This is a genomic window from Micromonospora deserti, assembly GCF_003236335.1.
GTDB classification, from domain to species: domain Bacteria; phylum Actinomycetota; class Actinomycetes; order Mycobacteriales; family Micromonosporaceae; genus Micromonospora; species Micromonospora deserti.
This window is the reverse complement of the sequence record NZ_POUB01000003.1, coordinates 11,553-31,744: the sequence shown is the minus strand read 5'-3', so window position 1 is coordinate 31,744 and position 20,192 is coordinate 11,553. Positions and strand designations below refer to the sequence as shown.

Annotated in this window: 21 protein-coding genes; 10 read left to right on the top strand and 11 right to left on the bottom strand. The window is 73.5% G+C overall.

All coding sequences use genetic code 11. The features are described 5' to 3' along the window. Positions 1–166: 166 nt before the first annotated feature. Positions 167–796, bottom strand: a complete 630-nt coding sequence (locus C1I99_RS00710) for a TetR/AcrR family transcriptional regulator (RefSeq protein WP_111132204.1) — start codon at positions 794–796, stop codon at positions 167–169. Positions 797–880: 84 nt separating this feature from the next. Between C1I99_RS00710 and C1I99_RS00705 the strand changes: the two genes are divergently transcribed. Then, positions 881–1,342 (top strand): nuclear transport factor 2 family protein, encoded by a 462-nt coding sequence (locus C1I99_RS00705; RefSeq protein WP_111132203.1) that lies wholly within the window; start codon positions 881–883, stop codon positions 1,340–1,342. Further along, positions 1,339–1,554, top strand: a complete 216-nt coding sequence (locus C1I99_RS00700) for a heavy-metal-associated domain-containing protein (protein ID WP_111132202.1) — start codon at positions 1,339–1,341, stop codon at positions 1,552–1,554. The genes C1I99_RS00705 and C1I99_RS00700 overlap by 4 nt, the downstream gene beginning before the upstream one ends. A 51-nt stretch (positions 1,555–1,605) precedes the next feature. On the opposite strand, the gene C1I99_RS00695 is transcribed toward C1I99_RS00700, so the two are convergent. Next, positions 1,606–2,223 carry a pyridoxamine 5'-phosphate oxidase family protein gene (locus C1I99_RS00695; protein WP_111132201.1) on the bottom strand — a complete coding sequence of 206 codons (618 nt, stop codon included), beginning with the start codon at positions 2,221–2,223 and terminating at the stop codon, positions 1,606–1,608. A gap of 182 nt (positions 2,224–2,405) precedes the next feature. On the opposite strand from C1I99_RS00695, the gene C1I99_RS00690 reads away from it, so the two are divergent. From C1I99_RS00690 to C1I99_RS00680, 3 genes are read left to right on the top strand one after another with little or no spacing between them, the layout of a single operon-like run. Further along, entirely contained in the window at positions 2,406–2,909 is a 504-nt protein-coding gene (locus C1I99_RS00690; protein WP_111132200.1) for a DUF2231 domain-containing protein, read from the top strand. Further along, positions 2,909–3,439, top strand: coding sequence for an Hsp20/alpha crystallin family protein (locus tag C1I99_RS00685; RefSeq protein ID WP_111132199.1), 531 nt, complete (start codon positions 2,909–2,911; stop codon positions 3,437–3,439). Before C1I99_RS00690 ends, C1I99_RS00685 begins: the two co-directional genes overlap by 1 nt. 9 nt (positions 3,440–3,448) lie before the next feature. Continuing rightward, complete coding sequence (locus C1I99_RS00680) at positions 3,449–4,606, top strand: glycosyltransferase family 9 protein (RefSeq protein WP_111132198.1); 1,158 nt, start codon at positions 3,449–3,451, stop codon at positions 4,604–4,606. Between the two features lie 37 nt (positions 4,607–4,643). On the opposite strand, the gene C1I99_RS00675 is transcribed toward C1I99_RS00680, so the two are convergent. Further along, positions 4,644–5,522, bottom strand: coding sequence for a glycosyltransferase family 2 protein (locus tag C1I99_RS00675; protein WP_111132197.1), 879 nt, complete (start codon positions 5,520–5,522; stop codon positions 4,644–4,646). After that, the gene (gene rfaE2 / locus C1I99_RS00670) at positions 5,519–7,315 is read right to left on the bottom strand and encodes a D-glycero-beta-D-manno-heptose 1-phosphate adenylyltransferase (protein ID WP_111132196.1); all 1,797 of its coding nucleotides are present in this window, start codon (positions 7,313–7,315) and stop codon (positions 5,519–5,521) included. Before rfaE2 ends, C1I99_RS00675 begins: the two co-directional genes overlap by 4 nt. Before the next feature lie 280 nt (positions 7,316–7,595). Between rfaE2 and C1I99_RS00665 the strand changes: the two genes are divergently transcribed. Next, positions 7,596–9,275, top strand: a complete 1,680-nt coding sequence (locus tag C1I99_RS00665; protein ID WP_233512234.1) for an MDR family MFS transporter — start codon at positions 7,596–7,598, stop codon at positions 9,273–9,275. 29 nt (positions 9,276–9,304) lie between these two features. Here the strand turns inward: C1I99_RS00665 and C1I99_RS00660 are convergent, their stop codons facing one another. After that, complete coding sequence (locus C1I99_RS00660) at positions 9,305–9,796, bottom strand: NUDIX domain-containing protein (RefSeq protein WP_111132195.1); 492 nt, start codon at positions 9,794–9,796, stop codon at positions 9,305–9,307. A 98-nt stretch (positions 9,797–9,894) separates the two neighbouring features. On the opposite strand from C1I99_RS00660, the gene C1I99_RS00655 reads away from it, so the two are divergent. Next, positions 9,895–11,529: a fatty acid--CoA ligase gene (locus tag C1I99_RS00655; protein ID WP_199561852.1), complete on the top strand. Its 1,635-nt coding sequence runs from the start codon at positions 9,895–9,897 to the stop codon at positions 11,527–11,529. A gap of 231 nt (positions 11,530–11,760) precedes the next feature. On the opposite strand, the gene C1I99_RS00650 is transcribed toward C1I99_RS00655, so the two are convergent. The 5 genes from C1I99_RS00650 to C1I99_RS00630 all read right to left on the bottom strand — a co-directional run bounded on the left by C1I99_RS00650 (position 11,761) and on the right by C1I99_RS00630 (position 16,338). Beyond that, a complete protein-coding gene (locus C1I99_RS00650) occupies positions 11,761–12,774 on the bottom strand; it encodes an NADPH:quinone reductase (protein WP_111132238.1) in 1,014 nt (337 codons plus the stop codon). A gap of 438 nt (positions 12,775–13,212) precedes the next feature. After that, positions 13,213–13,866 carry an HAD family hydrolase gene (locus C1I99_RS00645; protein WP_111132193.1) on the bottom strand — a complete coding sequence of 218 codons (654 nt, stop codon included), beginning with the start codon at positions 13,864–13,866 and terminating at the stop codon, positions 13,213–13,215. A gap of 31 nt (positions 13,867–13,897) precedes the next feature. Beyond that, positions 13,898–14,722: an SCO6745 family protein gene (locus C1I99_RS00640; protein WP_111132237.1), complete on the bottom strand. Its 825-nt coding sequence runs from the start codon at positions 14,720–14,722 to the stop codon at positions 13,898–13,900. 189 nt (positions 14,723–14,911) lie between these two features. Continuing rightward, complete coding sequence (locus tag C1I99_RS00635; protein WP_111132236.1) at positions 14,912–15,595, bottom strand: FKBP-type peptidyl-prolyl cis-trans isomerase; 684 nt, start codon at positions 15,593–15,595, stop codon at positions 14,912–14,914. 98 nt (positions 15,596–15,693) lie between these two features. Beyond that, complete coding sequence (locus tag C1I99_RS00630) at positions 15,694–16,338, bottom strand: DUF4241 domain-containing protein (protein WP_111132192.1); 645 nt, start codon at positions 16,336–16,338, stop codon at positions 15,694–15,696. Positions 16,339–16,600: 262 nt separating this feature from the next. Here C1I99_RS00630 and C1I99_RS00625 point away from each other — a divergent pair, with 262 nt between their 5' ends. Next, the gene (locus C1I99_RS00625; RefSeq protein ID WP_111132191.1) at positions 16,601–16,993 is read left to right on the top strand and encodes a PPOX class F420-dependent oxidoreductase; all 393 of its coding nucleotides are present in this window, start codon (positions 16,601–16,603) and stop codon (positions 16,991–16,993) included. A gap of 63 nt (positions 16,994–17,056) precedes the next feature. Here C1I99_RS00625 and ku read toward each other — a convergent pair whose 3' ends face one another. Then, positions 17,057–18,079, bottom strand: a complete 1,023-nt coding sequence (gene ku, locus C1I99_RS00620; RefSeq protein WP_111132190.1) for a non-homologous end joining protein Ku — start codon at positions 18,077–18,079, stop codon at positions 17,057–17,059. A gap of 85 nt (positions 18,080–18,164) precedes the next feature. Here ku and ligD (C1I99_RS00615) point away from each other — a divergent pair, with 85 nt between their 5' ends. Together ligD (C1I99_RS00615) and ligD (C1I99_RS00610) are read left to right on the top strand one after the other, a co-directional pair. Continuing rightward, positions 18,165–19,106: a non-homologous end-joining DNA ligase gene (gene ligD / locus C1I99_RS00615; RefSeq protein WP_111132235.1), complete on the top strand. Its 942-nt coding sequence runs from the start codon at positions 18,165–18,167 to the stop codon at positions 19,104–19,106. Next, positions 19,096–20,010: a non-homologous end-joining DNA ligase gene (gene ligD / locus C1I99_RS00610; protein WP_111132189.1), complete on the top strand. Its 915-nt coding sequence runs from the start codon at positions 19,096–19,098 to the stop codon at positions 20,008–20,010. Before ligD (C1I99_RS00615) ends, ligD (C1I99_RS00610) begins: the two co-directional genes overlap by 11 nt. The last annotated feature ends 182 nt before the right edge of the window (positions 20,011–20,192 follow it).

Sequence of the window (20,192 nt, the reverse complement as noted above, 5' to 3'; positions counted from 1 at the left end):
GCCACATGCTGGACGGATGCGTCGCACCTGATGCTGGAGAGTCGGCCCAGACACGTCCAGGGGTGAGGTGGGGCCGCGTCGGGTGAGGGGCAGGTCGGCTTGTCTGGCCCGCCTACCATCCCTGCCGCTGACGCCCCGTACCTCCCGACAGGTGAACGGCCCGCATCTAGTCGGCAAGAGGCCCGCGGACGGCGGGCGGAGGCGGCGTGGTGGCGGTCGCGCCGAACACGCGGAGCAGGCTGGTGTGCAGCGCGCTGGTCGCCTCGTCGGCGGACATGCGCCCGGTGTCGGCCTCCTCGCTCGCGGCGTGACCGAGTGCGATGGTGACCGCGATGAGCCAGTCGGTGGGGAGTTGGTCGTCGAACTCGCCGGAATCCTGGCCGCGCCGGATCACCCGCCGCAGGCGGTCGGCGACCGGTACGTGGCGTTCGTGGTCGGCCTGCGGGCTCACCGGAATCGAGTTGATCTGCTGGAGCAGTACCCGGTAGCGCCCGGCGGTGCGGGTGCCGGCGTCGAGCAGGCGCAGTAGTGCGTCCGCGGCCGAACCGGTGGCGGGGTCGGCGGTGTCCATCGCGGTGACGGTCTCCTCGGTGACCCGGTCGAGGGCGGCGGCCAGCAGGCGCTGCCGCGAGGGGAAGTGGGCGTAGACGGTCTGCCGGGTGACGCCGGCGGCGGTGGCGATGGCTTCGACGCTGGCGTCGGGGTGGGTGTTGAGGAGGTGGACCGCCGCGTCGAGGATGGCCGCCTGGCTGCGGCGGGCGTCGGCGCGCCGGTTCGGGGCTTGGGATGGAGTCATCTCTGACATCTTGCCAAAGTTGTCGACGACGAATATCTTACAGGCTGTAAGAGTTACCTGATCCGCGCCCATGACGGGAACGCCATGAGATCTCTAAACGCCTCCGATCCGAAGCAGTTCATCGCCGATTTCTTCACCTCCTACATGGGCGAGCTGTTGCGCAGCGACGGGGACCCCGCACTGATCGTCGACCGCTACCACACGCCGGACGTGGTCCAGATCGCCGACGGGCACCGGATGGACCGGGACAAGCTGATCGCGCACACCCGGCCGGTGCGCAAGAACCGGCCCAGCGGCCGGCTGGAGGTGCACGAGGCGCTGGCGGACGGGGACCGGATTGCCGCGCATTACACCCTCCACGTGCGGGACCGCAAGCGAGCCCTCGCCGTCGAGGTGTACTTCTTCGGGCAGTTCACGCCCGACGGCCGGATGCGGCGAGCGAAGATGCTCACCCGCACCATCCCCGCCGCCCGCGACGGCGTCGGCGTGGACGTCGCAGCCGAGAACGGGCGGCCGGCCCCCGACGGGCGAGAGGCGGGGGCATGACCGCGAAGACGTACGCCGTGAGCGGCATGGCCTGCGGGCACTGCGCCGGCTTCGTCACCGACGAGATCGAACGCCTCGCCGGCGTCACCGCCGTGGCGGTGGACGTCGAGGCGGGTACGGTGATCATCACCAGCGACCGGGACCTCGCCGTCGCCGAGGTGCGCGCCGCGGTCGAGGAGGCCGGCTACGACCTCGTCGGCCCGGGCAGGTAGTCGGTCGCCAGAGTGGACCGGCCTGACGGGAGATGCGTGCCGGGGCGACGGTCAGACGTAGATGTTCCTGGCGTAGTCCGGGCCGTAGTGGCGTTCCAGGTCGGCGAGGCTCTCGGCCGGCGCCTCCACCTCCTTGACCAGCCGGGCCCGGGTCGGCAGGACGTCCGGCTGCCAGGTCTCCGGCTGCCACAGCTCGGAGCGGAGGAACGCCTTGGCGCAGTGGTAGAAGACCTGCTCGATCTCCACGACGACGGCGAGCACCGGCCGGTGCCCCCGGACGACCATGTCATCGAACCAGGGGGCGTCCCGGACCAGCCGGGCGCGGCCGTTGATCCGCAGGGTGTCGGTGCGCCCGGGAATCAGGAAGATCAGCCCGACGTGCGGGTTGTCCAGGATGTTGCGGTAGCCGTCGGCGCGCCGGTTGCCCGGCCGCTCGGGGATGGCGATGGTCTGGTCGTCGAGCACCAGGGCGAAGCCGGGCGGGTCGCCCTTCGGCGACACGTCGCAGGTGCCGTCCGCGCCGGCGGTGGCGACCAGGCAGAACGGTGACGCGGCGAGCCACTGCCGGTCCCGCACGTGCAGCCGGGTGCGCTCCTTGTCGACGGCCCGTGCGGTGGGCGTGCCCAGCAACTCCCGCAACTCCTCGTGCGACGTGATCTCCACCGTCACGTGATCCTCCCCCGACCGTTGACCCCGATGGCGGCGAGCCGCGCCGCGGGCGGGGCGGCCCGACGGGCGAGCCGCCGCCCACCAGCCTAGGCGGGCGTCACCAGCGCGAGGTTTGCCCTCCCGAGCCGGGGGTACCGCCTCACCCGACGCGCCCGGAGCGACCGAGCAGTGGAGGCCCGGAGATGGAGAGCCGACTCAAGATACTGGGCCACCCTGTCCACCCCATGCTGGTGATGTTCCCGGTGGGCCTGCTGGTCACCGCGGTGCTCTTCGACATCGTCGACACCGTGGGCGGCCCGGACTTCCTCGGCGAGGTCGCGTACTGGAACATCACCGTCGGCCTGGTCGGCGGCCTGCTCGCCGCGGCGGCCGGGGCGTTCGACCTGCTGGCTATCCCGTCCGGCACCCGGGCGAAGCGGGTGGCGCTCACCCACGCCGCCGCCAACGTGGCCGTCGTCCTGCTCTTCGCCGCGGTCTGGGTGGTCCGGCTCAACGCCGATTCCCGGGCCGCCGGCGGCGCGCTGATCGCCATCGAGGTGGTCGCGCTGGCCATCCTCAGCGTCAGCGCCTGGCTGGGCGGGGAACTGGTCGACCGGCTCGGCGTCGGCGTCGACCGGGAGGCCGGCCTGGACGCGCCCAGCTCACTGCGGCCCCCGGCGGCCACCCAGCGGATCGGAGAGGTGTGATGAGCGAACTGAGCGGCGGGTTCGGCCGGGCCTGGCGCGGCCGGCAGCAGGGCTGGGACCCGATGGCTGAGCTGCAGTCGCTCCGTACCGAGCTGCGCCGGCTGGTCGGCGGGCGGTCCGGGCCGCCGGACGTCGAGCTGGCCGAGACCGCCGACGGCTGGGAGGCCGTCGTCCGGCTGCCCGGGGTGGCGCCGGAGGAGGTGGCTGTCGAGCTGGACGACCGCGAACTCTGCGTGCGGGCCCGCTCCGAGGCCGAGGTCAACGCCGACCACGGCATTCCCGGCGGCTTCGAGACCCGTGGCTTCGAGTACCGCGTGGACCTGCCGTCCCGGGTGGACCCGGACGCCATCGACGCGGTGATGGACCACGGCCTGCTCCGGGTCCGGCTGCCCCGCGCGGCCCGGCCCGCGCCGCGCACCATCACCGTCGGCCGCGCCGCCGGCCAGCCCGGGCGTGTGCCGATCGACCCGGCCGCGGACCGGGAACTGCACCATCCGGACACCGCCGCCGGCGGGATCGACCAGCCGTAGCGGGGGCCCGTGGTCATCCCGAGCCTGCTCGGCCCCACCGCCGAGCGCGTGCCTGACGTCGAGCGGATCGCCGTGCTGCGGGCCAATGCCCTCGGCGACTTCATCTTCGTCCTGCCGGCCCTGGACGCGCTGCGGGCCGCGTACCCCTCGGCGGAGATCGTGCTGCTCGGCGCGCCGTGGCACGCGAAGCTCTGGCGCGACCGGCCCGGCCCGGTGGACCGGGTGCTGGTGGTGCCGCCCGCGCCCGGGATCCGTCAACCGGAGTCCGGTGAGCCGCAGTCCGCGATGGAGGACTTCCTGGCCGCAGCCCGCAAGGAACGTTTCGATCTGGCGTTGCAGCTGCACGGGGGCGGGGCGAACTCCAACCCGGTGGTCGGCGGTCTCGGGGCGCGGATCACCGCCGGGCTGCGTACCGAGGAGGCGCCGCCGCTGGACCGCTGGATCCGGTACGTCTACTACCAGCACGAGGTGATCCGCTATCTGGAGGTGGCCGCGCTGGTCGGCGCCCCGGCCACCACCATCGTGCCGGCGCTGGCGGTCACCGACGCCGACCGGGCCGAGGCGGCCGAGGTGCTCGGCCCGCCGGAACGGCCCCGGGTGGCGCTGCACCCCGGCGCCACCGACACCCGGCGGCGCTGGCCCGCCGAACGCTTCGCCGAGGTGGCCCGCGAGCTGGCCGGCGACGGCTACGAGGTGCTGGTCACCGGCACCCCCGCGGAGCAGGAGGTGGTGGACCGGGTGGTCGCGGCGGCCGGCGTGCCGGTCCGGCCGCAGGTGGGCACGCTCAGCCTGGGCGGGCTGGCCGCCTGCTACGCCGGTTGCGACCTGGTGGTCTCCAACGACACCGGCCCGCTGCACCTGGCCGCCGCGGTGGGCACGGCGACCGTCGGCATCTACTGGGTGGGCAACCTGATCAACACGGGGAACCCGCTGCGCGGCCGGCACCGGCCGATCAGTTCCTGGGCCGTGCACTGCCCGGTCTGCGGCGTGGACTGCACCCCCGGCATCTACCCGCACCGGCCCGGGGACGGCGAGTGCCCGCACCGGGATTCGTTCGTCACGGACGTGCCGGTGGTGGAGGTGCTGGAGTCTGCCCGGGAGCTGCTGCACCCGCAGCCCGGGGCCCCTGAACCGCCGGGCGCCGGGGCGCGGTCGAGCGCCGGCTGAGCCGCCGGTCGCCGGGCCGCGGTGTGAGCGCCGGTCGTCAGGCGGGCTGGGCCGCGTCCTCCTCGGCGAGGACGACCTCCCACGCTTCCACGTCCCGGTCGGTGACGGTGGTCGGTGACTCCAGGTGGTACGCCCCGCTGGGCAGCACACCCGCGCCGCCGTGCCTCGCCAGCACCGCGAGCTGGGCGGCGACGTCCTCGCCCTGGTGCTTTTCCTGCACCCGCCGCCAGAAGTCGTAGCCACCCGAGTCGACCAGCTTGGCCCGGTCGTAGAGCACGCAGCCGCCGATCCAGGAGACCTTGTACGCCCGCCACGCCCCCGGCGGCAGGTCGAGCTTCTGCGTCACGTGCAGCAGGTTCGCCGCCGAGTGGATCGACGCCCGGTGCCACTCCGGCGTGCCCGGGCGGATCCGCTCCGGGGTGGGGCGGCCGGTCCACTCCTCGTAGTGCCGGTGCGTCTCCGGCCGGACGTCGTCGACGTAGGACAGCCCGTGCACCCCGTTGCCGACGAAGCCGCAGCCCAGTTCCTCGATCGCGGTGACCAGCCGGCGCACCGCGCCCGGCTCCAGCCAGACGTCGTCGTCGAGGCAGAGCACGTACCGGGCGGCGGAGGTGGCGAGCAGGTAGGCCCGGTGCTCGGCCAACCCGCGGCGGGGCAGCCGGCGGGTCAGCAGCACCGGGTGCTCCCGGTGGCGCAGCGCGCGGATCATGGTGGCCGCCGCCGGATCCAGGTATGCGGGCTCGCCGTCGGACTGGTCACTGATCACCACGCCGAAGCCGGGCACGCCCTCCTGGGCGGCCAGCCCGGAGAGGGTGACCGCCAACTCGGCGGGACGGTTGCGGGTCGGGATCAGCACGTCCAGCAGCCGCCCGGCACGGAACTGCTCGGGCGTGCCGAGGTCGAGTGGCCGGCTCACGACGGCGTGCTCGGGATGGAGGAACCCGTCTCCCGCTCCTGGCCGTGGGCCCGGATCCGGTCGATGATCGCCGAGGTGGAGCGGTCCGGCACGTACCCGAGGGTGCGCACCTGGCCACCGAGCCGGCGGACCAGCGGCGCCTCGGGCACCATCTCGGGCGGATAGTCGCCGCCCTTGACGTAGATATCGGGGCGGACCCGCTCGATCAGCCCCGCCGGGGAGTCGTCCTCGAAGACCACCACGTGGTCCACACAGGCCAGCGCGGCGAGCAGGGCGGCCCGGTCCTCGACCGGGTTCACCGGCCGGTCCGGCCCCTTCAACCGGCGGACGCTGCCGTCGGAGTTGACTGCCACCACCAGCAGGTCGCCGAGCCTCCGGGCCTGCTCCAGGTACCGGACGTGCCCGCGGTGCAGCACGTCGAAGCAGCCGTTGGTGAACACCACCGAGCGGTCGGCCCGCCGGTGGTCGGCCACGATGGCCGCCAGCTGGTCGGCGTCGATCAGTGCCGGCTGGTCGGCCCCGCCGACCGGGGCGTCCAGCGCGGCGAGCAGGTCCTCCCGGCGGCACACGCAGGTGCCGGTGTCCGAGACGGTGATCGTGGCGGCGAGCTGGGCCAGCTGAGCTGCGGTGGGCAGTGCCGCGTCGGCGGCCAGGGCCAGCGTCATCGCCGCCAGGTACGCGTCGCCCGCCCCGACCGCGTGGCTGGCCGGTACGGGCGTGCTGTGGCTGCGCCGGGGCTCACCGTCGGCGCCGGCGACCACCGCCCCGTCGGTGTCCAGGGTTACCGCCACCACGTCGGCGCCGGTGTGCGCGCGCAGCTCGGCCAGGCGGGACTCGGCCAGCACCGCCCGGTCCACCCCCTCGCCGGCGCTGGCGTTCACGGTCACCCCGGTGCCGGTCACGCTGAGCCCGTCGCCGGTCATCGCCACCCGGTCCTCGCTGGGCGTCGGCTCCCCGGTCGGGCCGGCGGCACCGGCCGTCGTGCCGTAGGGGCCGGTGCGGTCGGCGCCGCCCGGGGCGGCGCCGACGGTGAGCTCGGAGGGGCCGTCGGCCGGGTCGCCGTCGGGGTGGTCCAGGTGCAGCTCGCTGCGGCCGGCCGGCCGGGTGGCGGCCCGGGCGAGCAGCCGGGTGGCCTCGGCGAAGCTCGGGGTCACCACGGTCGGGGCGAGTCCCCGCCAGTCGGCCAGGTCGTGTGCGTCCAGCGCGACGGTGGCGTAGCGCTCCCGCCGGGCGACCAGCCAGGCGCGTACCGGTGCGGGCAGCGCCCCGAGGCCGTAGTCGCAGACCACCAGGGTCGGAGCCTCGCCACCGGCGGCGGCGCTCAGCTCCTCGGTGGCGCAGTCGAGTGCGGTGAGCAGCCGGGCCAGCCCGTCGTCGTCGAGCGTGTCGTCGGGGTCGCCGGAGTCCTCGCGCAGCAGGATCTGGTTGCCGGCCAGCATCCGCCGCTTCACCGGTGTCGGGCGGCCCGGCTGGTTGACCGTACGGTCCCAGACGCCGGCACGGTCCAGACAGTCGTGCAGTTCGTCGCCGGCCACGTCGGCGCCGACCGGGGCCACCAGCATGGCCCGGCCGCCGAGCGCCGCCACGTTCACCGCGGTGTTCGCCGCCCCGCCGGCCGCGGAGATCCGCCGGCGCAGGGTCAGGACCGGGGCGGGCGCCTCGCGGCAGAGCCGGTCGGACTCGGCGAACCGCCACTCGTCGAGCATGGCGTCGCCGACGACCAGGACGGGACGTTCCCGCCAGCTCTCCACGACGGTGGCGAGCCGGCGCTGTTCCGCTGCTGCTCCTGCCATGCCCTTCGGGGTCCCCCCGGTCCGCCGGGTCAAACCTGGCGCCGGGCGGCGGGGGTTGGGGCCGTCGGGGCGTGGCCGTCACGTCTCGGGCCCCTCGGCCGGAAGAGAACCGGACGTACCGCGCCGGAGATACCTCGACGGCGGCGACCACACGTCGGGCACGGGTTCCTGGCGCCGGCGGCGTGGGGGAGATCGAGTACGTCCAGCCGTCACCATCGCGCCGGAGGCGGGTTTTTCCGGTGTACGGGCATGTTCGGGGTCGGTGGGGAAAAGAGGCGAGGTGACCATCGAGGACAGCAATCCGCCCACGCTGACCGGCCGCCAGCTCCGGCTGCTGATGTTCGGGCTGATGACCGGCATGCTGTTGGCGGCGCTCGACCAGACCATCGTCGGCACCGCGCTGCCGACCATCGTCGGTGAGCTGGGCGGGATCAACCACTACTCCTGGGTGGTGACCGCGTACCTGCTCGCCTCGACCGCCTCGACCCCGCTGTACGGCAAGATGGCCGACCTGTACGGGCGCCGGCCGGTCTTCCTCTTTTCGATCGGCACCTTCCTGGTCGGCTCGCTGCTGGCCGGCCTGTCCCAGGACATGACCCAGCTGATCGTGACCCGAGGGATCCAGGGCCTGGGCGCGGGCGGCCTGCTGACCCTGGCGTTCACCATCATCTCGGACGTGGTGTCCCCCCGGGAACGCGGTCGCTACCAGGGCCTCTTCGGCGCGGTCTTCGGGCTCTCCTCGGTGGCCGGGCCGCTGGTGGGTGGCTACTTCGCGGAGACGAACTGGCGGTGGATCTTCTACATCAACGTGCCGTTGGCGATCCTCGCCCTCGTGGTCTGCTACCACGTGATGCGGCTGATCCCGTTCACCCGGCGCCGGCACGCCATCGACTGGCTCGGCGCGGCGTTGCTGGTGGCCGGGGTGAGCTGCCTGCTGCTGGCGCTCAGCTGGGGCGGCAACGAGTACGCCTGGGACTCCGGCGTGATCATCGGGCTCTTCGTCGCGGGCGCGGTGCTGGGCGTGCTCTTCGTGCTCCAGGAGGCCCGGGTCGCCGAGCCGATCCTGCCGCTGCGGCTGTTCCGCAGCCCGACCTTCGCGCTGGCCAACTCGGCCGGGTTCGTGCTCGGCCTGGTGATGTTCGGGTCGATCATCTTCATCCCGCTCTACCTGCAGATCGTCAAGGGGGCCTCGCCGACGCGCAGTGGTCTGCTGATGCTGCCGATGATGGCCGGCATCATCGTCACCTCCGTGCTCACCGGGCGGGCGATGAGCCGGATCGGCCGGTACAAGTGGTTCCCGGTGGCCGGCTCCGGGGTACTCGTGGTCGGGATGCTGTTGTTCAGCCGGCTGCAGGTGGACACCTCCCTGTGGGCGGCGTTCGGCTACATGGTGGTGATCGGCGTCGGGCTGGGGCTCTGCATGCAGTCGCTGATCCTCGCGGTGCAGAACGCCGTCTCGATGCGGGACCTGGGCGCCGGAACCTCCTCGGCGACGTTCTTCCGCTCGCTGGGCGGCTCGTTCGGCGTCGCCATCCTCGGCGCGGTGCTCTCCACCCGGCTCACCGCCGCGTTGGCCGACCGGCTGCCGGGGGCGATCGCGGCGCTGCCGCCGCAGCAGCAGGCCGAGGTGGTGGCGAGCGGGGGCGCGGACATCTCGGTCAACGACCCGGCCACCATCCTGGCCCTGCCCGGCCCGGTACGCGCTGCCGTGCAGGGCGCGTTCGTCGAGTCGCTGGACCGGGTCTTCGTGACGACCGGCCTGATCGCGATCGTGGCGGTGCTGGTCACCGTGGCCCTGCCCAACGAGAAGCTGCGCGGCGCCGGCCCGCGGGGCACCACCACCGGCGGCGCGGACGGGTTCGGCGGAGCAGCCCCGGCCCCGGGTGGCAAGCCGTTGACCCGGGAATCCAAGGAGGAGGCCGCCGCCGAGATGGAGGCCAAGTCCCAGACGATGCTCTGACCCGCCGCGCCCGGCCGGCCTCGGTGGGGTTACTTGAGGATCAGGCGGTTGGTCTGTTCGAAGACGTCGAGGTCGGCGAGGGTCTCGGGGACGCTCGCGGAGAGCGGGGCCGGCAGTTGCCCGCGGTGGAAGAAGCCGGCGTCCACGGTCTCGTCGGTCATCCTGGCCAGCTCGCCGTCCCACTCCTCGACGCGGAAGGCGGTGGTGAAGATCTGGTAGGTGTGGCCGTACATGTTGGTGTGGGTACGGTCCGGGCCGGTGTAGAGGGCGAAGGCGCTGACCCGCAGCGCGCGCAGCCCGGTCTCCTCGCGTACCTCGCGGACGGCGCAGTCGGCGATCGACTCGCCGAGTTCCATCGCCCCGGCGGGCATGGCCCACTGGCCGTTGTCCGACCGCTGGATCAGCAGGACCCGCCCGGCGTTGTCGCGGACCACCGCGCGGGCGCCGACGAACATCAGCGTCCGGTCACCGGCGAGGGCGCGCAGCTGCCCCACGTACGAGTCGGCCCAGGAGATGCTCACCCGGACAATTTACGAGGGTTCGCCGGGCCGGACCGGATTTCCGGGGTTCCCAAGCTGTGACCGCCGACACTAGCTTGTTACTCATGCGTAGCACGATGATGGACGCCTCCCTCCAGGTCTCCCGGATCCTCGATCACGGCTCCACCGTGCACGGCACGGCCGAGGTGGTCACGTGGACCGGCGCCGAGCCCCGCCGGACGACGTACGCCGAGGTCGGCCGGCTGGCCGCCCGACTCGCCCACGCGTTGCGGGACGAGTGTGGCGTCACCGGCGACGAGCGGGTCGCCACCTTCATGTGGAACAACACCGAGCACCTGGTGGCGTACTTCGCGGTGCCGAGCATGGGCGCGGTGCTGCACACGCTCAACATCCGGCTCTTCCCCGACCAGGTCGCCTACATTGCCAACCACGCCGAGGACCGGGTGGTGCTGGTCGACTCGACGCTGATTCCGCTGCTGGCCAAGGTGATCGGCGAGATGGCCACGGTGCGGCACGTGGTGGTGATCGGCGGCGGCGACCCGGCCCCGCTGGTGGCGGCGACCGGCGACCGGATCGCGGTGCACCACTGGGACGCGCTGCTGGCCGGCCGGCCGGACGGCTACGACTGGCCGGAGGTGGACGAGCGCGACGCCGCCGCCCTGTGCTACACCTCCGGGACCACCGGCAACCCCAAGGGCGTGGCGTACTCGCACCGTTCGATCTACCTGCACTCGCTCCAGGTCTGTATGCCGGAGGGGTTCGCCCTCGGGCCGACCGACCGGGAGTTGGCCATCGTGCCGATGTTCCACGCCATGTCCTGGGGCCTGCCGTACGCCGCATTCCTCTCCGGCGCGTCGCTGATCATGCCGGACCGGTTCCTCCAGGCCGCGCCGATCGCCGAGATGATCGCCGCCGAACGGCCCACCCTGGCCGGCGCGGTGCCGACCATCTGGAACGACCTGCTGGGCCACCTGGACAGCCACGACGTGGACACCTCCTCGCTGAGGGAGGTGATCGTCGGCGGCTCGGCGTGCCCGCCGGCGTTGATGCACGCGTTCGCCGAGCGGCACGGCATCGAGGTCATCCACGCCTGGGGGATGACCGAGATGTCCCCGCTGGGGTCGGTCTCCCGGCCGCCGGCGGGCGTGAGCGGCGAACAGGCGTGGCGCTACCGCTACACGCAGGGGCGGGTGCCGGCGGGGGTCGAGGCGCGGATCGTCGGCCCGCTGGGCGAGCCGCTGCCCGCGGACGGGACCTCCGTGGGCGAGCTGGAGGTCCGGGGGCCGTGGGTGACCGCCCGGTACGTCGGGGACGAGGCCCCGGACGAGGAGAAGTTCCGCGACGGCTGGCTGCGCACCGGTGACGTCGGCAGGCTCTCGCCGGACGGCTACATCACCCTCACCGACCGGGCCAAGGACGTCATCAAGTCCGGCGGTGAGTGGATCTCCTCGGTGGAGCTGGAGAACGCCCTGATGGCCCACCCGGACGTGCTGGAGGCGTGCGTGGTCGGGGTGCCCGACGAGCGCTGGGGCGAGCGGCCGCTGGCCACCGTGGTGCTCCGCGAGGGGGCGCCGGTCGGCGCGGAGGAGCTGCAGGAGTTCCTGTCCGGCTCGGTGGCCCGCTGGCAGGTGCCCGAGCGGTGGGCGGTCATCGACGCGGTGCCGAAGACCAGCGTCGGCAAGTTCGACAAGAAGGTGGTCCGGTCCCGGTACGCCCAGGGCGAGCTGACTGTCCGGGAGCTGACAGCCTCGTAACGTTTTCCACCGCACTGTCGCCGTTAGGGGTAGGGACACACTCCTGAGACATCCCTCCCCAGGGGCGGCCCCGGCGTTCGCACCGCGCCGGGGCCGCCCGTTCCTTTGCGGGGCGACCCGCACTGCCATTCTTGCGAAAGTTGTTCGCCTCCGTCCCGAGTACGGGCAAATCTGCCCAGCTCGGGCCGTTTTCGGGGTTGTCGGCGGCGATTCGTGTGATCGACGGCAGACTCACTGCCCGCTAGTGGTGATCAGCACCTTGCCGACCACCGAGTCCTCCACCGCCCGGTGGGCTGCCACGGCCGCCGACATCGGGTAGTGGTGCAGCGGCAGGCCGGCCTCCTCGCCGACCCGGATGCCGCCCTGGGCGGCCGCCGCCGCGACGTCGGCCACCCCCTGCGCTTTGGCCGCCGTCGGCTCGGTGTAGACGAGCACGAACTGCCAGCGCGCGTTCGGCACCATCAGTGGCCGGATCGGCAGGGTCACCTCGGCACCGCCGTCGTCGGCGTAGACGCAGACCGCGCCCCCGTCGCGGAGCAGTTGGACGTCGGTGGCGGCGTTGCGCGCGGCCGAGACCTCGACGATCGTGTGCACCCCGCCGGGAGCAATCTTGCGGATCTCCGCCACCACGTCCTCCTCCCGATAGTTGATCACGAAGGAGGCACCGGCCGCCGCCGCCAGCTGCCCCTTCTCGGGGCTGCTGACCGTGGTGATGACGCAGGCGTCCGCCCACCGGGCGAGCTGGATCGCGGCGTTGCCGACCGCGCCCGCACCGCCCTGCACCAGGACCGTGTGGTCGCTGAGCGCCCCGGCGTGCAGCTTGTCCGGCATGTACTCCCCGGCGGTCAGGCAGCGGTGCGCGGTGAGGAACGGGATGCCCAGGCAGGCGCCGAGGTCGAAGGAGGCGTCGCCGAGGCGTACCGCCTGGCGGACCGGCACCAGCGTGTACTCGGCGGCGGTACCCCACGGCCGTTGCCAGGCGGCCTCCCAGAGCCAGACCCGCTCGCCGATCAGGTTCCGGTCCACGCCCGCGCCGACCGCTTCGACCACCCCGGCGCCGTCCTGCCCCGGCGTCTGCCACCCGGCCGGCAACGGCGACTGCCGGCGGGCCTTCCAGTCCGTCGGGTTGACCCCGGAGACGGCCACCCGCACCAGCACCTCACCCGGTCCCGGCTCCGGCTCCGGCCGGTCGACCAATTGCAGCACCGAGGGATCGCCGGTGCGCTCGTACACGATCGCCTTCATCGCCGTCTCCTCACCCTCGCCACACCCGGCCGGCCGGCCGTCGGGTCCGGTACCCGACCGATCCGCGCTCATGCCGATCCCGGCGGCCCCGGAAACCGTACAACCGGGTAGCCGGCGGAAGGGAGCGGTCATGCGGGACACCGTGGCGGTCGACGGGGAGCCTCCGTGCACCGGGTGGGAGCCCGGCGGAGCGGCGGCGTGCGAGGCGGCCGGGACCAGGTTGGCACGATCGGGGGCGGACGGCGACGGCGACCGGCCGGAGCCGGGCACCGCCGACGGGCCGGCCGGCACCGGTCTCCGGCCACCACCGGCGCGGCGAGACGCCAGCGCCGGTTTCGGGGCGCCACCAGAGCGGCCAGACGCCGGCGCCGGTTGGCGCCGGCTGCCCAGATCGAGCCGGAGCCGGGCGATCTGACCGGCCCGAGCCAGGGCCAGCCGCTATCCGAGCCGCTCCACGGCCTCCGGCGTGAGCTCGCCGACCGAGCCGAGCACCACGGCCGCCAGCCGCTCCGCGTCCGGGTCCAGCGGGTACGCGCCGTGCGGCACGGCCACCACCCGCATCCCGGCCGCCGCCGCCGAGCGGACGCCGTTGGAGGAGTCCTCCACCGCGACGCAGCGGGCGGGCGCGACGCCGAGACGCTCCGCCACGGCAAGGTAGACGTCGGGCGCCGGCTTGCCCCGGGCGGTCTCCTCCGTCGACAGCGTCGCGCCGAACGCGTCGGTCAGGCCCGTCGCGGCCAGCGCCGCCGCGATCAGCCGGGTCGGCGACGAACTGGCCAGCCCCATCGGCCACCGCGCCGCCAGCCGGCGCACCACCTGGTCCGCCCCGTCGATCAGCGGTACGCGGGCCGCGTACCGGCGGGTCATCTCCTCAACCACCTCGGTGGCGACCTGCTCGGGGCCCCGGTCGACGCGCAGCTCGCCGCTGAGGTAGCGGGACCACTCGCCGGTGCTCATGCCCATCAGCCGGTGCTGGGTGTCGGCCTGCCACGTCCCACCGTGCGCCGCCACGTACGCCCGCCGCACCTCCTCCCAGACCGGCTCCGAATCCACGATCACGCCGTCCAGGTCGAAGACCACCGCATCCGCCACGTGCCCATCCTGCCCGACGGGACGGGGGCGGTCAGCCCTGCAACGAGGGCAGGCCGATCGGGCTGCCCGCCGGGATGACCGTGTGCCCGGCCCGGGCGATCGGCTCCAGCAGCTCCCGCAGCCGCTCAATGGGCTCGCCGCCGAGCGCCCGCCACGGCCGCGCGGCCGCGGCGTCGGTGGCGTCCTCGACGGCCCGGAACCCGGCTCGCCCGTGCCCGGTCGGCTCGCCCTGCGGGGTGAGCCAGCCCCGCTCGACCAGCCGGCCGCGCGCCGCCGCCCACTGCTCCTCGGACCAGCCCCGGCCCAGCAGGTTCTGCGGGGACATGTCGACCGCGACCCGCCAGGCCAGCGTCTCCACCGGGTCGAGGTCGGCGGCGACCAGGGCCGCCACGTGCCCGTCGCCGCGGTGCTCGCGCAGCGTGGTGGCGGCCTGCCAGAGCCGGGCCAGCGGGTACTCGCCGCGGGGCAGGGCTGCGTTGGCCGCCCCGAGCACCCGCCCGGCGGGCTCCACCGTGTCGGCCGCGGCCTCCAGCAGTTCGGCGGCCTCGGCCAGGTGCGACTCCGGCAGCTCGTAGGTGAGCTCGGCCAGCGCCTGCACGGCGCCGGTGAGGCGGGCCCGCAGCGCCTCCTCGGGGGTGGCCAGCCGCCACACGGCGGGCAGCGCCCGGGCCACCATGTGCGGGGCGAAGCTGAAGAACGCCGCGATCACCGGGGCGGCGTCGGTGGGCCCCAGCGGGGCGGCCCGGCCGGCGAAGTAGCCCCGCCAGTAGCCGCGCAGCCCGACCGCCTCGTAGGCGGCGCGGGAGCGGGGGTGGAAGTAGGTGACGGCGTGCACCGGCTCGAAGTGCGTCCACATCAGCCGGGCGGTCCGCCCCGGGTCGTCCAGCGCCGTCACGTGCACCTCCGCGTCCACTCCGGTGGTCACTCCGGGCGGTGGGCCGCCCCGAGTGCCCCCGAACCTACTGCCGCTGGGTGACGGGCCGGAAGCCCGCTGTGGGCTACCGCACCGGCTGCCGGTGACATCCGGGGCGAACCGGGCCGGCTGTCACTGGGCGGCCAGCACGTCGACGACGAAGCGCAGCGGGCCGGTCGGACGCCCGCCGGACGGGTCGTCGCCGTACGCCAGCTCGGCCGGGATGTCGAGCTGCACCCGGCTGCCCACGGTCACCCCGACCAGGCCCTGGTCCCAGCCGGGGATGACCTGGCCGACCCCGATCGCGAAGGAGGCCGGCTGGCCGGCGCTCCACGAGGAGTCGAACTCCTTGCCGTCCTTGTAGAACACACCCACGTAGTTCGTGGTGATCGTCTGGCCGGTCTGCACCGCCGGGCCCGTCCCCCTGATCAGCGGGGTCACGGTGAGCTTGGTCAGTTCACCCTTGCCGGCCTCGACCGTCGGCTTGCTGCCCAGCGCCGGGTCCGCGTTCGCCGGGAGCTGCCCGGCGGGGGCCTCGCCGGCCGGGGCGGTGGCGGAGGCGCCCGCCGAGGGGCTACCGGCCGTCGGCTCGGTCGAGTCGTCGTCGCCCGGGCCGACCAGCACGAAGACGGTGATCAGCACCGCCACCACGGCGAGCCCGGCGAGGCCGCCGGCCCACGCCTGCCGGCGCCGCTTCGCCTCGGCCGCCTTCCGCGCGGCCAACTGGGCGGCCAGCCGCCGCTCCGACTTCTGGGACCGGTTCTGCGTACGCTCGCTCACGGCGTCGACTCCCTGCTGCGAAGGTGTGGCCGGCATCGGTGCCGGGACGGGAAGGCAGACGCACACGGTACCCGGCCGGCCGCCCACCGTGCCGCCTCGGCCGTTCGCCCCGTCGGCCCAATCGACGGCAGAGATCACGCAGGCTCCGGCACCACCATGAAGTCGGTCACGAACGAGGTGACCCGGCCGTCCGCGGTACGCCCGATCCAGGTGCCGTAGCAGCCGTCACCCCAGCCGGACGAGACGGTGACCACGTTGGCGCCCGTCGCCTCGTCCAGCACCGCCGTGATCAGCCCCGGCACCGGCGCCTCGGGCAGTTGGGCCGGGATGAAGACGTCCTCGACCTGCTCGTAGTCCCACGACTCGAGGGCCGACAGCGCGACCGGGTCGGCCAGGGTGCCGGTGCCGGCGTCGACCCCGTAGCCGAAGTAGCCGTCGGCCTCCAGGGTGCTGACGTCCTGGCCGCCCACCAACGCCATCTCCCAGCCGGTCGCCTGCCCGTCGTGGACCATCAGCTCCAGGGCGGCCACCCGCCGGTCCGCCTCCGCGCCGTCGCGGAGCACCACCGCCACCCAGGCCCGCGCCGGGTAGCGGCCGGGGGGCAGCTCGACCGTGAACGGTTCGGCGTCGGGGCAGACCAGCGGATCGCAGCCCGCCACGCGGCCGGTCGGCAGCACGATCTCGCCCACCGGGTGCGCCTCCATGACGTACGCGCCGTGCTCGTCGGTGAAGCGGGCGCCGGGCGTCAGCAACCGGTCCAGGTCCGGGGTGTACGGCATGGGTCTCCTCTCGCGGCGGGCCGCCGGAGCGTACCCGGAGCGGCCGACGCTCGGCGCCGGCCGTCGCCGGCGGGCGGTGTGTCAGCCGGCCGGTGAGGCAACATTCACCGGGACCCGGTGAATGTTGGTGGAGACGCACCAGACCTTGCCCTCGACGTCAAGGCAAGCCGCGACCAGCCGGGCGGGACCGCGTGCTCGGCTGCTGGGTGTGGCGCGCGGGAGAAGGGCCCCGGTCCCGCCCGCGCGCCGGTAGATTCCGGCCATGGCGATCCTCACCGATGACGACCTTGCCCTGTTGAGCGAGCCGCAGCTGGCCCACGTGGCCACCGTCGAGGCCGACGGCAGCCCACACGTCACCCCGGTCTGGGTGGACACCGACGGCCAGCACATCCTGTTCAACACCGCCAAGGGGCGGGTGAAGTACGAGAACATCCGCCGCAACCCCGGCGTCGCGGTGTCCGTGGTGGACAAGGCGAACGACTTCCGCACGCTCTGGGTGAAGGGCACCGCCGAGCTGATCGACGAAGGCGCCGACGAGCACATCGACCGGATGGCGAAGAAGTACCTCGGGCAGGACACCTACCCGTTCCGGCAGGCCGGCGAGGAACGGGTGATCGTCCGGATCACCCCCACCCACAGGCTCGGCCGCGGCTGACGGCGGGGGCTCCAGCGAGGCGTACGTCAGCGGTCTCCGCGGGCCCGCGGAGACCCGGAACGGTCAGGCGGTCTTGCGGGCCGCCTTCTTCGGGGCGGCCTTCTTGGCCCCGGTCTTCTTCTCCGCCGCGGCGGCCTTCTTCGGGGCCGCCTTCTTCGCGGCCTCCGCCTTCTTCGGCGCCGCCTTCTTCGCGGCGGCCTTCTTGGCCGGAGCCTTCGCCGCCTTCTTCTCCGCCGCCTTCTTCTGCGCCGACCGGGCCGCCGAGATCGGGGTCGGCTCGGCGCCGCGACCGCCCTCGGGCTGCTCGCCGCGGGCGGTCCGGGCCCGCTCCACGGACGCTTTCAGCGCCGCCATCAGGTCGACCGCCGCGGCCGGGGCCTCCTCGACCTCCTCCGGCTGGACCACCTCGCGGCCCTCCACCTTGGCGTCGATGACCTCCTGCAACGCGGCCCGGTAGTCGTCGGTGAAGGCGTCCGGCTCGAAGTCGCCGGCCATCGAGTCGATCAGCGAGCTGGCCATCGCCAGCTCCGGCGGCCGGACCTTCAGGTCCTCGTCGAGGAAGCCGAAGTCGGGGGTACGGATCTCGTCCGGCCAGAGCATCGTGTTCAGCAGCAGCACGCCCCCACGGACCCGCAGCGTGGCGAGCTGTTCCCGCTGGCGCAGCGCCACCTTGACGATCGCCACCCGCTCCGAATCGGTCAGCGCGTCGCGCAGCAGCACGTACGGCTTGGTCGCCGCGCCGTCCGGCTCGAGGAAGTACGCCTTGTTGTAGAGGATCGGGTCGACCTGCTCGGCGGGGACGAACTCCAGCACGTCGATGGCGTGCGAGGTGGACAGCGGTAGCTCGGCGAAATCCTGGTCGGTCAGGATCACCATCTCGCCGCCGCCGATGTCGTAGCCCTTGGCGATGTCGTCGTAGCTGACCTCTTCGCCGCAGACCTGGCAGGTGCGCTTGTAGCGGATCCGGCCGCCGTCGTCCCGGTGCACCTGGTGGAAACGGATGTCCTTCTCCTCGGTGGCGGAGTAGAGCTTCACCGCGATCGAGACCAGCCCGAACGAGACCGCTCCCTTCCAGATGGCCCGCATCCCGTGCTCCTCTCCCCGGTACAGCCCAGGATCCCAAATGATCGAAGGCCGCGCGAGCGCTTCCGTGCGCAAGTACAGTCAGGAGGTGCCCGGCGCGCCGCTCAAGCCGATGCTCGCGATGACCGGGCAGCTCCCGCCGGACGACGGCTGGGCGTACGAGTTCAAGTGGGACGGCGTCCGCGCGCTCGCCGACATCTCCGGCGGCCGGCAGCACCTCTACGCCCGGTCCGGGGTCGAGATCACCGTCGCCTACCCCGAGCTGGCCACCCTGCACCGGCAGGTGGACGACGCGCTGCTCGACGGCGAGGTGGTGCTGCTCGGCGAGACCGGGCAACCGTCGTTCACCGCGCTGGCCGAGCGGATGCACGTCCGGGACCGGAACAAGGCGGCCCGGCTGGCGGCGGTCATGCCGGTGACGTACATGATCTTCGACCTGCTCCGGCTCGACGGGGCGGACCTGACCGGCTGGGCGTACACCCGGCGGCGGGAGGCCCTGGACGCCCTGGCCCTCGGCGGCGCGCGGTGGGCGGTGTCGCCGGTCTTCCCTGACGGCCGGGCCACCTACGAGACCGCCGGCGAACACGGCCTGGAAGGGGTGATGGCCAAGCGGGTCGACTCGGTCTACCGTCCCGGTGTGCGCTCGCCCGACTGGGTGAAGGTCAAGCTGGAGGTCACCGGCGACTTCGTGGTCGGCGGCTGGCGGCCCGGGGCGCGGCGGATCGGCGGCCTGCTGGTCGGGGTCCCCCGCCCTGACGGCCGGCTGACCTACCGCGGCCGGGTCGGCGGCGGGATCGGCGCCGCCATCGAGCGGGAACTGCTGCGCGAGCTGGAGCCGCTGCGGGTCGCCGGGTCGCCATTCGCCGGAGACGTGCCCCGCGAGGATGCCCGAGGCGCGACCTGGGTGGCCCCCCGGGTCGTGGTGGAGGTGAAGTACGGCCAGCGCACCCCGGACGGGCGGCTGCGGTTCCCGCGGGTGCTCCGGCTGCGCCCGGACAAACCCGTCGAGGAGGTCGAGGATGCCGGCTGAGCGGTTCCGGGTCGACGTCGAGGGGCGCTCCCTGGAGCTGTCCAACCTGGACAAGGTGCTCTACCCGGCGGCCGGGTTCACCAAGGGTGAGGTGATCGACTACTACACCCGGGTCGCCCCGGTGCTCCTGCCGCACCTGCGGGACCGGGCGGTCACCCGCATCCGGTTCCCCAACGGCGTCGACGGCGGCTCCTTCTTCGAGAAGAACGCCCCGGCCGCCACCCCCGGCTGGGTACGCACCGAGACACTGCCCGCGCCCGGATCGAGCAAGGGGCGGGAGACCATCGACTACGTCGTTGCCGACGACCTGCCCACCCTGGTCTGGCTGGCGAATCTCGCCGCGCTGGAGCTGCACACGCCGCAGTGGAAGATCGGCGAGCACCCGGACATGATGGTCGTCGACCTTGACCCGGGCGTGCCGGCGGCGCTACGGCAGTGCTGCGAGGTGGCGCTGCTGATGCGGGACCGGCTCGCCGAGGACGGCATCGACAGCTACCCGAAGACGTCCGGCAAGAAGGGTATGCAGCTCTGCTGCCCGGTCGCCGGCACCCAGTCCTCTGACGAGGTGTCGGCGTACGCGAAGCGGATCGCCCAGGAGTTGGAGCGGGCGCACCCGAAGTCGATCGTGTCGAAGATGGCGAAGAACCTGCGGCCGGGGAAGGTCTTCATCGACTGGAGCCAGAACAATGCGGCGAAGACCACGGTGGCGCCGTACTCGCTGCGAGCCCAGTCGGTGCCGTCGGTGTCCACCCCGCTGACCTGGGACGAGGTCGAGGCGGGCGCGGCGGGCAAGCGCCCGTCGAGCAAGCCGTACACGGCGGGTGAGGTGCTCAAGCGCGTGGAGAAGCAGGGCGACCTGCTGGCCCCCCTGCTGGAGGGCGGGCCCGAACTGCCCGGCTCCTGAGCGGGGCCCGGGCAGTTCGGGGCCTGCTCTGACATCGCGGGGATTGGGTGTGCCCACAGGGCGAACAGCAGCGTCCGCCCGCTGACCGGCCAGCCTGCCGTCAGGATCTTGGACACCTGGTTGAATCCGCTTGACGTTGCCAGCGCTGGAGCGGCCTACTGGGCCACCGGACAAGTGCGACG

Bases quoted from the DNA above. Each gene is read 5' to 3' on its own strand.
- C1I99_RS00710 (WP_111132204.1), bottom strand. From the start codon at position 796: ATGACTCCATCCCAAGCCCCGAACCGGCGCGCCGACGCCCGCCGCAGC.
- C1I99_RS00705 (WP_111132203.1), top strand. From the start codon at position 881: ATGAGATCTCTAAACGCCTCCGATCCGAAGCAGTTCATCGCCGATTTC.
- C1I99_RS00700 (WP_111132202.1), top strand. From the start codon at position 1,339: ATGACCGCGAAGACGTACGCCGTGAGCGGCATGGCCTGCGGGCACTGC.
- C1I99_RS00690 (WP_111132200.1), top strand. From the start codon at position 2,406: ATGGAGAGCCGACTCAAGATACTGGGCCACCCTGTCCACCCCATGCTG.
- C1I99_RS00685 (WP_111132199.1), top strand. From the start codon at position 2,909: ATGAGCGAACTGAGCGGCGGGTTCGGCCGGGCCTGGCGCGGCCGGCAG.
- rfaE2 (WP_111132196.1), bottom strand. From the start codon at position 7,315: ATGGCAGGAGCAGCAGCGGAACAGCGCCGGCTCGCCACCGTCGTGGAG.
- C1I99_RS00655 (WP_199561852.1), top strand. From the start codon at position 9,895: ATGGACGCCTCCCTCCAGGTCTCCCGGATCCTCGATCACGGCTCCACC.
- C1I99_RS00650 (WP_111132238.1), bottom strand. From the start codon at position 12,774: ATGAAGGCGATCGTGTACGAGCGCACCGGCGATCCCTCGGTGCTGCAA.
- C1I99_RS00640 (WP_111132237.1), bottom strand. From the start codon at position 14,722: ATGTGGACGCACTTCGAGCCGGTGCACGCCGTCACCTACTTCCACCCC.
- C1I99_RS00635 (WP_111132236.1), bottom strand. From the start codon at position 15,595: ATGCCGGCCACACCTTCGCAGCAGGGAGTCGACGCCGTGAGCGAGCGT.
- C1I99_RS00630 (WP_111132192.1), bottom strand. From the start codon at position 16,338: ATGCCGTACACCCCGGACCTGGACCGGTTGCTGACGCCCGGCGCCCGC.
- C1I99_RS00625 (WP_111132191.1), top strand. From the start codon at position 16,601: ATGGCGATCCTCACCGATGACGACCTTGCCCTGTTGAGCGAGCCGCAG.
- ku (WP_111132190.1), bottom strand. From the start codon at position 18,079: ATGCGGGCCATCTGGAAGGGAGCGGTCTCGTTCGGGCTGGTCTCGATC.
- ligD (WP_111132189.1), top strand. From the start codon at position 19,096: ATGCCGGCTGAGCGGTTCCGGGTCGACGTCGAGGGGCGCTCCCTGGAG.